At 67.5% G+C, this 13549-nt stretch carries 15 protein-coding genes and 1 pseudogene; 9 read left to right on the top strand and 7 right to left on the bottom strand.

Going from position 1 to position 13549, the window contains the following annotated elements; genetic code table 11:
• Positions 1–69: 69 nt before the first annotated feature.
• Positions 70–1176 (top strand): coiled-coil domain-containing protein, encoded by a 1107-nt coding sequence (locus O2L01_RS18365; RefSeq protein WP_270123456.1) that lies wholly within the window; start codon positions 70–72, stop codon positions 1174–1176.
• An 86-nt stretch (positions 1177–1262) separates the two neighbouring features.
• On the opposite strand, the gene O2L01_RS18360 is transcribed toward O2L01_RS18365, so the two are convergent.
• Together O2L01_RS18360 and O2L01_RS18355 are read right to left on the bottom strand one after the other, a co-directional pair.
• Positions 1263–1847 (bottom strand): DinB family protein, encoded by a 585-nt coding sequence (locus O2L01_RS18360; RefSeq protein WP_270123455.1) that lies wholly within the window; start codon positions 1845–1847, stop codon positions 1263–1265.
• Positions 1848–1876: 29 nt separating this feature from the next.
• Positions 1877–2176 (bottom strand): putative quinol monooxygenase, encoded by a 300-nt coding sequence (locus O2L01_RS18355; RefSeq protein ID WP_270123454.1) that lies wholly within the window; start codon positions 2174–2176, stop codon positions 1877–1879.
• A gap of 78 nt (positions 2177–2254) precedes the next feature.
• On the opposite strand from O2L01_RS18355, the gene O2L01_RS18350 reads away from it, so the two are divergent.
• From O2L01_RS18350 to O2L01_RS18330, 3 genes and pseudogenes are all read left to right on the top strand, one after another.
• The gene (locus tag O2L01_RS18350) at positions 2255–3001 is read left to right on the top strand and encodes an SAM-dependent methyltransferase (RefSeq protein ID WP_270123453.1); all 747 of its coding nucleotides are present in this window, start codon (positions 2255–2257) and stop codon (positions 2999–3001) included.
• Between the two features lie 101 nt (positions 3002–3102).
• Positions 3103–6078: pseudogene (locus O2L01_RS18345) on the top strand (Tn3 family transposase); the annotation flags it as partial.
• A gap of 317 nt (positions 6079–6395) precedes the next feature.
• On the top strand, positions 6396–6548 hold the full coding sequence (locus O2L01_RS18330) for a hypothetical protein (protein ID WP_270123451.1): 153 nt from the start codon (positions 6396–6398) through the stop codon (positions 6546–6548).
• A 78-nt stretch (positions 6549–6626) separates the two neighbouring features.
• Here O2L01_RS18330 and O2L01_RS18325 read toward each other — a convergent pair whose 3' ends face one another.
• The gene (locus O2L01_RS18325) at positions 6627–7121 is read right to left on the bottom strand and encodes a hypothetical protein (protein WP_270123450.1); all 495 of its coding nucleotides are present in this window, start codon (positions 7119–7121) and stop codon (positions 6627–6629) included.
• Between the two features lie 206 nt (positions 7122–7327).
• On the opposite strand from O2L01_RS18325, the gene O2L01_RS18320 reads away from it, so the two are divergent.
• Both O2L01_RS18320 and O2L01_RS18315 read left to right on the top strand, forming a co-directional pair.
• Positions 7328–8005: a recombinase family protein gene (locus tag O2L01_RS18320; protein WP_270123449.1), complete on the top strand. Its 678-nt coding sequence runs from the start codon at positions 7328–7330 to the stop codon at positions 8003–8005.
• The gene (locus O2L01_RS18315) at positions 8005–8646 is read left to right on the top strand and encodes an HNH endonuclease (RefSeq protein ID WP_270123448.1); all 642 of its coding nucleotides are present in this window, start codon (positions 8005–8007) and stop codon (positions 8644–8646) included. Before O2L01_RS18320 ends, O2L01_RS18315 begins: the two co-directional genes overlap by 1 nt.
• 237 nt (positions 8647–8883) lie before the next feature.
• On the opposite strand, the gene O2L01_RS18310 is transcribed toward O2L01_RS18315, so the two are convergent.
• A complete protein-coding gene (locus tag O2L01_RS18310) occupies positions 8884–9486 on the bottom strand; it encodes a hypothetical protein (protein WP_270123447.1) in 603 nt (200 codons plus the stop codon).
• A 456-nt stretch (positions 9487–9942) separates the two neighbouring features.
• On the opposite strand from O2L01_RS18310, the gene O2L01_RS18305 reads away from it, so the two are divergent.
• Positions 9943–10551, top strand: coding sequence for a hypothetical protein (locus tag O2L01_RS18305; RefSeq protein WP_270123446.1), 609 nt, complete (start codon positions 9943–9945; stop codon positions 10549–10551).
• Between the two features lie 97 nt (positions 10552–10648).
• Here O2L01_RS18305 and O2L01_RS18300 read toward each other — a convergent pair whose 3' ends face one another.
• Entirely contained in the window at positions 10649–11485 is an 837-nt protein-coding gene (locus O2L01_RS18300; RefSeq protein ID WP_270123445.1) for a class I SAM-dependent methyltransferase, read from the bottom strand.
• A gap of 330 nt (positions 11486–11815) precedes the next feature.
• Between O2L01_RS18300 and O2L01_RS18295 the strand changes: the two genes are divergently transcribed.
• Positions 11816–12208: a recombinase family protein gene (locus O2L01_RS18295; RefSeq protein WP_270123502.1), complete on the top strand. Its 393-nt coding sequence runs from the start codon at positions 11816–11818 to the stop codon at positions 12206–12208.
• Entirely contained in the window at positions 12208–12447 is a 240-nt protein-coding gene (locus tag O2L01_RS18290; protein WP_270123444.1) for a hypothetical protein, read from the top strand. The genes O2L01_RS18295 and O2L01_RS18290 overlap by 1 nt, the downstream gene beginning before the upstream one ends.
• 131 nt (positions 12448–12578) lie before the next feature.
• Here O2L01_RS18290 and O2L01_RS18285 read toward each other — a convergent pair whose 3' ends face one another.
• Together O2L01_RS18285 and O2L01_RS18280 are read right to left on the bottom strand one after the other, a co-directional pair.
• Positions 12579–13016, bottom strand: a complete 438-nt coding sequence (locus tag O2L01_RS18285; protein ID WP_270123442.1) for a DoxX family protein — start codon at positions 13014–13016, stop codon at positions 12579–12581.
• Positions 13017–13133: 117 nt separating this feature from the next.
• Positions 13134–13520 carry a DnaJ family domain-containing protein gene (locus tag O2L01_RS18280; RefSeq protein ID WP_270123440.1) on the bottom strand — a complete coding sequence of 129 codons (387 nt, stop codon included), beginning with the start codon at positions 13518–13520 and terminating at the stop codon, positions 13134–13136.
• Positions 13521–13549: the final 29 nt, after the last annotated feature.

The following is a 13549-nucleotide window of genomic DNA, read 5'->3' as shown; positions in this document are numbered from 1 at the left end:
GAGGCGACACGCTTGTTTTTCCGTTATTTAAATATTAAAAACGGAAATTAATAATGGTAGGTTGTGTGCATGACGAAAACAGGTACGAACGAGACCACCGTTCCCGCGACCCGGACGCCCGTGAAGGGCGCGACGCTGTGCAAGCGGTGCGGGACGCCGGTCCCGCAGCAGCCCGGGCGCGGGCGCCCGCGCCTGTACTGCGCGGAGGGCGACTGCGCGTCGCAGGCGAAGCGCCAGCGCGAGCTGCGTCGGGCGACGCCGGGGCTCGAGGGCGCTCTGGCGCGGGCTGAGGAGTTGTACGAGCAGATCGAGCAGTCGATGTCGTCGGCGCTGGCGCCGCTCGCTGAGGCGTTGCGGGCGGAGACGGATCCGGCGGAGGTCGAGGCGCGGCTCGCGGAGGTGCGGTCGGATGCGGCGGCGTCGGTGGCGGCGGCGCGGGCGGAGCGGGACGAGGTCGCCTCGCGGGCTGCGGGGCTGCGTGAGGAGTTGGTGTCGGCGCAGGGCGAGGCCGAGCGGGTCGCGGGTGCCTTGGAGGCGGCCGAGGGCCGGGCGAAGGAGGCGGTCGCGGCGCGGTTGGCGGCGGTGCGGGACGCGGAGGCGGCTCGTGGGGAGACGGCGGCGGCGGTCGCCGAGGCGGTCGCGGCGGTGGCCGGGCGCAAGGAGGCCGAGGCGGCGGCGCGGGCGGCTGAGGAGGCGCGGGCGGTGGCGGTCGCCGAGCGGGAGGCGGCCGTGAGTGCCCGTGAGGAGGCGGAGCAGGTGGCGGTCGCGGCGCGTGGTGAGGCGGAGGCGGCTCGGGCGCGGGCGGATCAGGTCGCTGCGGAGGCGGCTGAGGCGTTGCGGGCCGGTGAGGCGGCGCTGGAGCGGGCCGAGACGCGGGCGCTGGGGTTCATCGCCGAGCGGGACGCGGAGCGGTCGCGGGTGGAGTCGCTGGTCGCGGAGGTGGCGGTGGCGCGGCGTGATGCCGAGGCGGCGGTGTCGCGCGCGGTGGAGCAGGCCGGTGATGTGGATCGGCTGCGTGCTGAGCTGGCGGGTGCGGTAGCGGATCGGCGTGTGCTGGAGTCGCGGGTGGAGTCGGCGGAGGCCGCGGGTGCGGAGAGGAACGCGGCGGTGGAGTCGTGGCGTGAGCGGGCTTTGGCGGCGGAGGCGCGGTTGGCGGAGCGGGAGGGCAAGGAGTAGCCCTACTCCCCCGCGCGTTGCTGCGTGGTTTGTCCGGTTCGATGGTCGGGCCCCGGTGGTGGTCGCCGCCGGGGCCCGTTGCCGTGTTAGAGGCCGGCGGCTTTGCGGGCGTTGCGTTCGACGAGGTCGAAGTATTCGGTGCGGGACTGCTCTTCGACCCAGAGGTTGTCGTTGCCTTGGCGCATGCCGGCGGCGCCGTCGATGCCTTCGCGGGTGATGTCGGCGTGGCCGGCGTGGCGGTGGGTCTCGGCGATCATGTGGGTGATGATCTGGCCGAGGGTGACCTCGGAGCGTTCGGTGGGCCACCAGGGGACGTTGCCTCGGGAGTCGAGGTCGAGTTCGCGGATGGTGGTGTCGGAGAAGTCCCAGACGCGGCGGTAGAGGTCGGTGATGTAGTCGCGGCTCTCGTCGGGGGTGGCCCAGAGGTCGGCCTGGGGGTCTTCGTCGGCGAGGTCGAGCCAGGGCAGGTTTTCGGGGAAGGTGCGGGCGAAGGTGTCGCCGAAGTAGCCGATCTCGGTGCTGGCGAGGTGTTTGACGAGGCCGAGGAGGTTGGTGCCGGTGGGGGTGAGGGGGCGGCGGACGTCGTACTCCCCCAGGCCTTCGAGTTTCCAGAGGACGGCGTCGCGTCCGGATTGGAGGTAGCGGTGGAGGTGGGTCTTGAGGTCGGTCATGGTTGCGAGTGTTCCATCCTGTTGTGGCATCAGAGGCTGATGGGGGTGGACTGGTAGATCTCGATCTCGGTGGGGCGGGCGCGGTAGGCGTCGAGGGCGGCGCTGCCGGCGATGTGGTGCGGGGCGTCGAGGTGGGCGTTGAGGGCGTCGAGGTCGGTCCAGGCTTCGACGCAGACGAAGGCGTCGGGGTCGTCGATGGCGGTCCAGAACTCGTAGCGGAGGCATCCGGCGTCGTTGGCCTTGGTGGAGGCCTGGAGGGCGCGGAGGCCTTCGCGGTAGGCGTCGCGGTGTTCGGGGCGGGCCCAGACATAGGCGTGGACGGTGATCATGGGGGTCACGGTAGCGGTCGGGCCGTGGTGCGGCAATGCGTTTGCGGGACGGCGGCGGTGTTGTTAGCGTGGCGTCCGATGACTTCTTATGACGGGCCGTCTCGGTACGGTTTTCTGGAATGCAACTCCCCCATCGCCGCTTGGCGTCTCGACCGGCAGGTCGAGGAGTGCGCGGCGGCGCAGCCGCGGGTGATCGTGGACATCGGGTGCGGTTGGGGTGAGCTGCTGCAGCGGGTGACGGCGAAGGTGCCCGGCGCGAAGGCGTACGGGATCGATTCGGATCTGGAGCTGCTGGAGCGGGGCCGGGCGGGTGCGGCCGCGCGCGGGATCGCCGACCGGCTCGAGTTCGTGGAGTACCAGGGCGCGGATTGGACCGAACCGGCGGATCTGGTGATCTCGATCGGTGCGGTGCACGCGTTCGGGACGGCTGTGGACGCGCTGCGGGAGCTGTACAAGATCGTCAAGCCCGGTGGGCGGCTGCTCATCGGTGACGGCGTGTGGAACAGGGTGGCGACCGAGACCGAGTTGGCCGCGATGTGGCCGGGGACGAAGCCGTCCGACTGGCTGCTGTTGCCGGAGTTCGTGAACGCGGCGATCGCGACGGGGTTCCGTCCGCTGCGGGTGGAGTCGGTGGAGCAGTCCGAATGGGACGACTTCGAGTCGCAGTTCCTGGCGGACAAGGAGGTCTGGCTGCTGGCCAACCCCGGGCATCCGCGGGCGGCCGAGGTCCGCGAGCAGGCCGACGCGCACCGGGACTGGTGGCTGCGCGGGCACCGGGGGCTGCTCGGGTTCGCGTACCTGACGCTGGGCCGACCGGTCGAGTAGACGTAGGCCTCCTGGTAGTAATCAGGAAAAAACAACGCTAAGGCCCTGTCGCGCAAGGGCACCGAGGAGCGGCTGATCGGCGCTCGGTAGGTTCCCGGCTCGTGAGTACCATCGACGCCTTCACCGAAGCCGAGCTGGAGCAGTTGCGGCGGTTCCCCTCGATCAACCGGGCCGAGCTGATCAAGCACTTCACCCTGACCGCGGCCGACGGGCAGTTCCTGAGCCGGTTCCGCGGCCAGACGAACAAGCTCGGCGCCGCGGTCCAGCTCTGCACTTTGCCCTGGCTCGGGTTCGTGCCCGACGACATCACCACCGCGCCGCGCGAGGCCGTCGCCCGACTCTCCGAAACGCTCGTGATCGGCATCAGCGAGCTGGGCGAGTACGGCGACCGCGCGCAGACGCGGACCGAGCACCTGCGCCAGATCGCCACCTACACCAACTGGCGGACGCTCGATACGAAGGGCTGGAAGGACCTCGACGAGTTCCTGTTCGCTCGCGCGATGGAGCACGACTCCGCAAAGCTGCTTTTCAAGCTCGGCTGCGAGTACCTGGCGTCGGTCAAGACGATCCGGCCGGGCGTGACCAGCCTCCTGCACCGGGTCGCGACCGCGCGCGAGGCGGCCGAGGCCGAGACCTGGACCCGCGTCGCGGATCTGGTGACGCCGCAGCGTGCCGCCGAGCTGGACTCGCTGCTCGAGGTCGACGAGGAGCTGAAATCGACGCGCCTGTTCTGGCTGTCGAACCCGCCGACGCAGGCCTCGGTCCAGGGCGTGAAGACCGAGCTGGACAAGCTCGCGTTCCTGCGTGGCCTGGACGCGCACGAGCTCGATCTGTCGGTCCTCCCTGCCGAGCGGCGCCGGTTCCTGGCGCTGCGGGGCCGCAAGCCCACCGGCCAGCAGCTCCAGCGGCGCGAAGCCGAGCGGCGGTACCCGATCATGCTCACGGTGCTCTCGCAGTTCGCCATCGACGTCCTCGACGAGGTTGTGAGCCTGTTCGACCAGGCCGTCTCCGGCCGCGAGTCGTTCGCGCGCACCAAGATGAACGAGGCCTTGGCGGAGCGGGCGAAGGCCGGTGAGGGCCGCCAGGCCCTGCTCGATGAGCTCCTTGCCGTCCTGCTCGACACCGACATCGCCGACGACGAGGTCGGCGTCTACATCCGCGGCGAGATCGGCATGGAGCGGCTGCGCGAGGCCCACGCCGCGCGCCAGGCCCGCCTTCCACGCGACCACGGACACCTGTCGATGATGGACGCCTCCCTCTCCTACGTCCGCCAGTTCGCGCCGAAGGTTCTTGCCGCGGTCGGCTTCGCCGCCGGCGTCGACGCGGTCGAGCCGCTGGTGAAGGCCACGGCGATCCTCGCCGAGCTGTACGCCACCGGTGCCCGCAAAGTCCCCGCCGACGCCCCGGCCGACTTCGTGCCGGTCAAGTGGCGCGGCTACCTCGACGCGGCCGCGAAGGCCGGGGACCAGACTGGGTACCGCCGCTACTGGGAGCTGTGCGTGCTCCTGGCGCTGCGCGACGCCCTCCGCTCCGGCGACGTGTTCGTGCCCGGCTCCCGGCGGTACGCCGACCCCGCGTCGTTCCTGCTCACGACCGAGGCGTGGGAGCCGCTGCGCACCGGGTTCTGCCTGACCACCGGGAAGAGTCCGCGCCCCGGCCGAGGCGATCGCGGCGGCCGAGGACGAGCTCCACACCGCCCTGGCCGACCTCGAACGGCTCCTGGGCGCCGGCGGCGACCCCGGGCAGGTGCGCCTGGACGACAACGGCGGGCTCGTGATCCCGCGTCTGGAGGCCGAGTTCGTGCCCGAGGAGGTCGACGACCTCCGATCGCAGATCGAAGCGCTCCTTCCGCGGATCTCCCTGGCCGCCCTGCTAGTCGAGATCGACGCCAAGACCCACTTCCTCGACGCCCTCACCCACGCCGGCGGGAAAGTCGCCCGCTCACCCGAGCTCAAGCGCAACCTCATCTACGTGCTGCTCGCCGAGGCGACCAATATGGGCCTGGAGACGATGGCCGACTCTTGCGGCGTCTCCTATGACACGCTCGCGTCGACGCTCGCGGAGGCGAACACGCAGGTCGTGAACTTCCATCACCGGCTCCCGATGGCGCTGGCCTTCGGCGACGGCACGCTCTCCTCTTCGGACGGGCAGCGGTTCCCGGTGCGCGGCAAGTCCCTCTCGGCGAAGCACTCGGCCCGCTACTTCGGGCGCGGCACCGGGTTCTCGACCTACACGCGCGTCTCCGACCAGCACTCGACGTTCTCCACCAAGATCATCGTCGCCCCCGGCGCCGAGGCCCACTACGTCCTCGACGACCTCGTCGGGAACATGACCGACCTGCCGATCGCCGAGTACGCGACGACACCCACGGCGCGACCCTCGCCAACTTCGCTCTGTTCGACCTCGTCGGCCTCCAGCTCTCGCCCCGGATGCGGGACCTGGGAAAGATCACACTCGCGCGCACCGGGTCGAAGACTGCGTTCGAGACCCAGTACCCGCTCGCCGGGCCGCTGCTGACCAAGCGGCTCAACACCGACCTCGTCGCGGGGTCCTGGGACGACCTGCTCCGCGTGTCGGCCTCGGTCAAGTACGGGCACGCCTCCGCGGCCCTGGTCGTCGGCAAGCTCTGCTCGAGTCGCCGCAACCAGAACACCACCACCGCTGCGATCAAGGAATGGGGCCTGCTGCGCCGCACCATCTACGCCGCCCGCTACCTCGCCGACGACACCTACCAGCGGCGCATCGCCCGACAGCTCAACAAGGGCGAGAATGTCCACGCCCTGCGGCGCAACGTCTTCTACGCCTTCGACGGGACCGTGCGCCGCGCCCACCTGGAGCAGCAGACCGAGCAGGCCTGGTGCCTCACCCTCATCACCAACGCGATCGTCACCTGGACCACCGAGTACTTCGGACTCGCCGTTGCCCGCTTGCGCCACCGCGGCGCCTTCGTCGACGACGAGCTCCTTGCCCACATTTGGCCGACCCGCCACGCCAACATCAACTTCTTCGGCGCCATCACCATCGACGTCGACGCCGAGATCGCTGAGCTCAACAACTACAACGGCCACCGGCCCCTCCACGGCGACGTTCCAGCCGATTCGACACCCCAAGCGTTACGCCAAGCAACCAAAGAGGTACTGAAACCGCAGTGCCGCAAGCAGGAACGCGGTTGCCGAGTAGCCACAGCCACACTGGACAGCGCCGGTTGGACAACGGGGCGATCGAGGCGTACATTTGCCCTCAGCGGCCATGCCGCACATGACGAGATGACGAGAGGACGAGACCCTGTGGGTCCGTCCTCTCGTCGTTTCTCTATGTCATGCGATCCGTCCGGGCGGGTACCAATCGATCCGGGCGGATCTTCATTCCAGTCACTCCAACTAGGGAGGAACCAATGAAGCGTATCCGCTTCACACGAGACCGTCACCAGCTTGTGGCCCATTTCGTGCAGAAAGCGAAGCGGTTCGGCACCGCCACGGTGTTCATAGCCGGCATCGTCAAGGTCGTCGAGGCGGCTGCGGTCGTGTGGGATCGCCTGGTCGGGTAACGATGTGCCGCGGCGCTCCGGTCGTCTCACCGGGGACGCCGCGGTCTTACGGAAGTCCCGTTGGCTCGCTGTCAACCGCTACAGGCGTAGGGACCCTCTCGGGGGTTCATCATCGCGCGGATCCACCTCGACCGCCTGACTATCGAGCACCATCTGAAGCGCCTCAACGGTAAGCGGGTCGCAGGGGCCTCTAAAACGCTTCACCTTGCCGTTGGGGCGGAACGTGATGTCCAGGCGAACACTCCTCCCCTCGCCCGCGGGGGTCCCTCGCAGCACCTTGATGGCATCCCACAAGGCACTCGCGATGACGCCAAGCCCGATGTCCTTCAAGACCACCACAGTGGGAAGAACGATCTCAAAGATGTCCCGGCCTCCCCGAACTTCGGTTTCGGGAGGCACCAGCTCGACTCTGAGACCTTGGGCCTTCATTGCAGCTTCTACGGCATCGACGCTGTCAGGGAGGCTAGACGACCGCCGTGACACGACGCCGGCAGCCCGCATCGGGCCGACGGTGACACGCACGTCGAAGTCAGCAGCGCTACTGGAATCATCGATGTCGTCACCTTCGTTCATACGTTGAGCTTCGCACCAGCGATGCCTTCCCGCAGAGCTATGCGCTCGGCAAGCCTCCGTCAGAAAACGATCGATTGCTGAGGGATCGGCTCCGGCGTGGTCGCGCGCCCGATTCCGGCCCGATTCGGCCTCAACAACTCCGAGCGTCAGAACGCCTTCAGAAACCCGGTTCGACCCTTTCTGAGGCCGACCCGTAGCCTGGGGAGGTGACCGACCTCGCCCCGAGGCCCGCCGACCCCGGCGAACTGCTCCTGCCCGTCCCGGTCTCGGGCATCCTCATCGGCTACGCGCGCGTGTCCACCCGGGACCAGAACCTCGACTCCCAGATCGAGGCGCTGCGCCGCCACGGGTGCCGCCGGATCTTCAGCGACAAGCTCTCGGGCAAGAACGCCGACCGGCCCGGCCTGGCCGACACCTTCGACTTCGCCGAGCCCGGGGACACCGTGGTCGTCACCCGGCTCGACCGGTTCGGCCGGTCCCTCCAGGACCTCGTCACCCTCGTCGAAGATCTCAAGCAGCAGCATGTCGGCTTCACCTCCATCAAGGAGGGCATCGACACCACCACGCCGGGCGGGCGGCTCGTGTTCCACATCTTCGCCGCCCTCGCGCAGTTCGTTCGCGAGCTCATCATCGAAGGCACCCGCGAAGGCCTCGCCACCGCGCGCGCCGCCGGCCGCAAGGGCGGGCGCCCCACCGTGGTCGACCCCAAGCTCCTCGCAGCCGCCCGCGACCTCCTGCCCAACCCCGACCGGTCCGTCGAGTCGATCGCCGAACTGCTCCAGGTCAGCGTCGGCAACCTCTACAACCACATCCCCGACCTCAAGGAGCTCCGCGCCGCCGGACGGCAGGCCATCGAAGCCGCAGCGAGTGAAAGCGCCACGTGATGGAGGAAGAGGTCACCAGCCCTGATACCGACCGCCCCACCAATAGCGCGGCCCGGCCCTCACCGAATGAGGTGCGCGCCTTCACGGAGGCCTGGCAGTCTCGCCCTGGGTTCGAAGCCCCCGCAGAGGAAGTCGGCGTCGAACTACCAGCCCCGGTCTACACCTCCTGGGAGGACTACCTCGCCCGCACGACCGAGCGCGAACGTCTCCAGTGGTGCCGCGTCAAGGCGAAGACGGCGAGCCGTGAGCGCCTCATGTCCGGCCGACCGGAGCGGAGAGTGACCCCGCTGGAGGTGTGGCAGGTCGCCGAGGGCGCGCAGGGGCGCTGCGTCTACTGCGGGTCGCTCGCGTTGGAGCGGCGCCCTACTGGTCATGACGGGCGGCCGATGCCGTGGGCGATGGTCGGTCGGCGCATCGGATCGCTCGATCACCGGGTGGGAATCCTCGACGGCGGCACGAACGACTTGGAGAACCTCGCCTGGGCGTGTTTGTGGTGCAACGTCTGGGAGACCGAGCGGCGGCCAGGAGCGACCGACCACGGCGGGCTCCAACGCTCCGACCAGCAGTCGCGCTTAGCGTTGTTTTTCCTGATTACTACACTGGCAGGCCTCGAAGCCGCACCAGCCGAAGGGGTTTCGTGATGGAAGATGAGTTCACCAGCCCTGACGCCTACCGTGCGGTCGGCGCTGAAGTGCAGCTCCCGCCGAAGGTCGTGCGTACCTTCGCGAGGCAGACGCAGTCTCGCGCCGAGTACGAGGCCGAGACCATTGCCCTCGAGATCGTCGGCCTCTTCCGCAACCACGGCATCCACGTCACCGACGAGCTCTGCGTCGCGGCTGGCGACCTCGCCTTCGCCGCAGCGCTTACCCAGCTGAACGTCAACGCTCTGAGTCCCGGAGGTTCTGACTTACCCAGCCCACCGCGTCGGTGGGGACTTCGATCCCACGTCCACCAAACAACTCCAGAAGACGTTCCCTGCGGCCGTCATCGATGAAGTCTCTGGAGTTCCTGGTGACGAACAGGTGGCCGTCGTTCTTGATATGGCTCCAGTACATCTCGACGTCGATGATCTTGTTCCTCCACGCTTGCGTCGCAGGGGACGTCTCGTCGAAATCGGCGGGCGGGTCGTACGACTCACCTGGGAACATCTCCGCGAACATGGACCTGATCTCTGCATCAAAGTCGTCATCTACCAGCACCATGTGGCGAAGGAAGGCCATGTCCAACCGTGCGGGCGCGTGTAGAAGCTCCAGGTGCCCGAGTCCGGCTTTCGTGCGACGGTCCTGGAAGCGCTGCAAGTTCTGTAGATAGGTCCGGTCGGGCTGCAACTCAGCGGCCGTGCCGGCCGACAGCCTGATTCGCACCTGTTCCTGATCGTGGAGGCTCAGCAGGTGCTGGAGCGCGACCTTGTCGGCCGCCCTCCTCGGGTCGTCACTCTCGATCGTGATTAGGCAGTTGGTGTCCCATGTCAGATTCAGCATCCACCCATGATCAACCCTCGAGAGGCGGCTTCGGTGCTGAAGCCTCGCACTGCCAAGCGACCTCTTCCTCACCCAAGCCGAACGTCACCGCTCTGACCAGCAACCGCGCTTAGCGTAGTTTTTTGCCGATTACTACCGGCGGGCCAATGGAGGCTCAACACCGGTTGTATGCGCTATCGGCATCTTTCTTGCCAAAAATACGAATACGCGGATCCGGTCCCCCCGTAATTTTGCTGCGGGACACTGACCCAATGGAGCGGCCGCGGCAGGTCGTAGTGGCGCTTCGTAGGGCTTGCAGTCCGTAATGAGCCCTCGACGATGCTCGAAGTGTCACTGTCAATGCGGTCGACCAGTCGTCGAGATCAGCAGTTCGTCCCTAGTTCGCAGCCGTCACATTACGCAGAGGTCCGATTGCTTGACGTCTGCGAAGGGGCCTGACTGGAGAGGAAGACAACGATGACAAGCCGGTTCCGTTCCTTCGCGTCTTCGACGAGGGGCAAGAAGATACTCATTATCTCGGGCGCGGCCCTGGTCCTCCTGATCGGGATTATCGCGGTGACGATCGCGATACGGCCCGAGCGGAAGACCTGCGAAGAGTGGATGGCTCATGCGTTCAGCGAGCCAGGTTTTGAGAGCAACATCGGCCCTGCCTGCCTGTGGGGAGGCACCGATCCTGACAAGGCATATTCGCTTGAGGAGCTGGAGGACATCTCGCGAGAGATGGAAGAATCCGGTGAAGGCGGGGATCTCGGCGACCTGTTGCCCGAGGACGAGTCCACAGAGACGGAATCGCCATTGCCTTCGGGCTACAAGATGTGCGAAGACTGGCTCATAGCACCTGAGGACGAGATCTGCGACTACTACGAGGACCTCATGAATGAACCCGTCACCGAGGAAGAGCTACAGGTGTTCGTTGACTATCACGAAGAGTACACGCGCTGCGTCGACCTGCTTGGCAACGCGGATGCGGAGGATTACGACACGCCTGAATTCCTTGAATGCGAAGTCATCGCGTACGAAACGCCGGAGCCCTCGCTTGAGGAGCTAAGGAACCAGGAAGACTAGTCGTTCCGGCCGCAGCTCCTTGTTATGAGCGCTGACGATTACTTCCGGCAGGCCGAGGTAGCGCTGTCAGGTCGAGCTCGGTGGTTCTGACCCCAGTTCAAGCTTCAGCGGGCGCGGACAACAGGTAGATGCGGTCGCTGAGTTTGCCGATGAGGCGGTAGACGTGCCAGAGACAGTCGCCGAGCGCGATGTCGTAGTTGTCCTGGCCGAAGCTGCGGATGTAGCGGTCCGGTTCGTGCAGTAGCCGGGCCGCGTGCAGCAGGTTCCGCGCTCCTTTGCCTGTGTGCTCCTGGCCGTACTGGCCCCATTCGGTGCCGAGAACGATGCGCTGGTCGATCCGCAAGCCCACCCGGCGCATCGCGGCCTCCGCGCGCTCAGGGTCCATGTTCGCGGGCACGCAGCCCATCGTGGGCAACAGCCAGGACGCCTCGTTCGGCTCCATCCGATCGGTGCAGAACATCTGGTAGATCAGCACCTGACCGCCCGGGACGAGCACGCGGCGAAACTCAGCAAAGGCCGCTGCGAGATCCTCGACGTGGACGAGCACATCGCGGCACCAGATCAGATCCACCGCCGCGGCGAGAGATGGGAGGTCTTCGGCGGTCCCCAACTCGAATGTCACGGCGCTCTGGAATGCGGGATTGTCGTTTGCGTGGTGGGCGAGGTCCTGTACGGCGAGCTCGACGTGACGTTTCACGGGATCGACGCCCCGAACTTGCCATCCGAAACGCCTTGCCAGTTCCAGAGTGTGCCGTCCTTCGCCGCACCCGACATCAAGGACGGATGCGCCGGGGACAAGCGCAAGCTCCGCCGCGACGTCATAGAGCAGATCGGGGCCGCGAGGATCGAGACTTTGATCCAGGACGTCCTTGAATTCCTCCTCGATCTCCGCGAAGGCCTCGTAGCTGCGCGAGAGAAACGCCTCGTCCGCCATAGTCGCTCCTGTCCATCGATCTGGCCTTGGCGTGATCGGTCGATGACACCGTCTGTGGCCCATGAGGAAGCTATTCGAGGACGGCGTTGGCGCGCAAATGCTTTGTCACACGTAACAGCTGAGCTTGCTGAATCTGGGTGGTCTGGCGCGGCGGCGCAGGCGGATCGCAGTGGGGTCGACTCAGTCCCTGGAAGGAGGGCACGATCTGGGTGAAGGATCCTGCACCGGCACTCCAAACGCCGCCACCTCGGGACGACAGCCATCAAAACCTCCAGTATGGATGGTTGCCTGTTTCAGGTGTATTTCTGTTTGCCCCCGCTCTAGGACCTCATCGCGCTTGTCGCCGAGTTGAAGCGGCAAGGCGTCGGCTTCACCTCCATGAAGGAGGGCATCGACACCTCCACGCCCGGTGGGCGTCTGGTCCTCCACGTCTTCGCGGCCCTGGCCGAGTTTGTCCGCGAGCTCATCGTCGAGAACAACCGCGAAGGGCTGGACGCCACCAAGGCGCAAGGCCGCACGGGAGGCCGGCCCACGGTGGTCGACGCCAAGCTCCTTGCCGCGGCCCGGGACCTGCTGCCCAACCCCGAGCGGTCCGTCGAATCCATCGCCGACCTCCTCGGCGTCAGCGTCGGCACCCTCTACAACCACATCCCCGACCTCAAGGAGCTCCGCGCCGCCGGGCGCCAGACCCTCGAAGCCGCGCCAGCCGAAGGGGCTGTGTGATGGAGGACGAGGAGTTCGCCAGCCCCGACGCCTACCGCGCCACCGGCGTCGAGGTCCGCCTCCCGCCTGATGCGGTGCGCACCTTCACGAGGTACGGTCTCTCCCGCGTCGAGTACGAGGCCGAGCCCGTCGCCCTCGAGATCATCGGCCTGTTCCGCAACCACGGCGTGCCCATCACCGAGGAGCTACACGCCGCCGCCTGCGACCTCGCCCTCGCCGCCGTCCTCACCCGGGCCTAACGTCAACGCTCTGACCAGCGACCGCGCTTAGCGTTGTTTTTTTCCTGATTACTACCGGCAGGCCACGTACGGCGAAGGCCCCGAACCGGACCGGTTCGGGGCCTTCGGTGTGCCCGCTCCCCCGCGCCGCCTCAGAGGGCGGCGAGGACGGCGAGGCCGATGAAGAGGACCTGCTCGGCGGTGCGGATGCCGAGCGGGGTGGCGGGCTTCCCGGCGAGGGGGACGCCGCGGCGGGCGGCGGAGACGTTCGCGGGGAACATCGCGAGCAGGAGCAGCGCGAGGCCGATCGCGGCGGCCGGGGCGGTGGCGGGGATGAGGAGGCCCACGGCGCCGGCGATCTCGAGGACGCCGGTGACGGCGACGAGTGCGGCGGGCTGCGGGAGCTGCTCGGGGATCATGCGGATCATGTCGTCGCGGAACTTGGGGACGAAGTGGACCGCGCCGGTGACCAGGAACATCGCGGCGAAGCCGATGCGCAGGGAGGTCTGCCAGTCGAGGGCGTCGACGCCGATGACGCCGGTGAGGCGGGCGAGGAGGGTGACGGCGGCGAGGGTGATGATGGGGACCATGGGGCGGGCCTTTCTCGGGAGCGCGCCACTTCTTGACGACGCACTGCTTGACAGTGTCAAGTTCATGATGCAGCACGAATCTTGACACTGTCAAGTGAGCAGGGTGTGGGCTCGGCCTCAGGCGCGGCGTTCGCGCCAGGCGCGCACTTCGGCGTCGACGTCGCGCAGGCCGAACCGCAGCGGCGGGCCGTCGATCGGGCCGATGAGGGCTTTCCTGATGCGTACGTTCAACTCGTCGAGGGCGGCACGCACGGCCGCCTCGTCCTTGAGCGCGTCGAGCGTCGCGGGGAGCTGTTCGACCTCCCTGGCGAGCTTGAGCCCCGGCGGGAGGGCGTCGAGGCCGATGTTCTCGCGGGTCGACTGCTGGTGGAGCCACCAGTCCTCGTGCAGGGGCTTCCCGATGCCCGGAAGCGGCTTGCCGGCCCCGGGGAGGTTCTTGAACTCGCCGCGGGCCTCGGCCTCCTGGATCTGGCGGTCGACGCCGCGTGCCTGCCTGTCGCTCATCCCGGCCTCCTCGCTAGGGGCCCAATGAT

This window comes from Glycomyces lechevalierae (assembly GCF_027622945.1).
Taxonomy (GTDB): domain Bacteria; phylum Actinomycetota; class Actinomycetes; order Mycobacteriales; family Micromonosporaceae; genus Glycomyces; species Glycomyces rutgersensis.
This window is presented reverse-complemented; position numbering and strand designations above follow the sequence as displayed.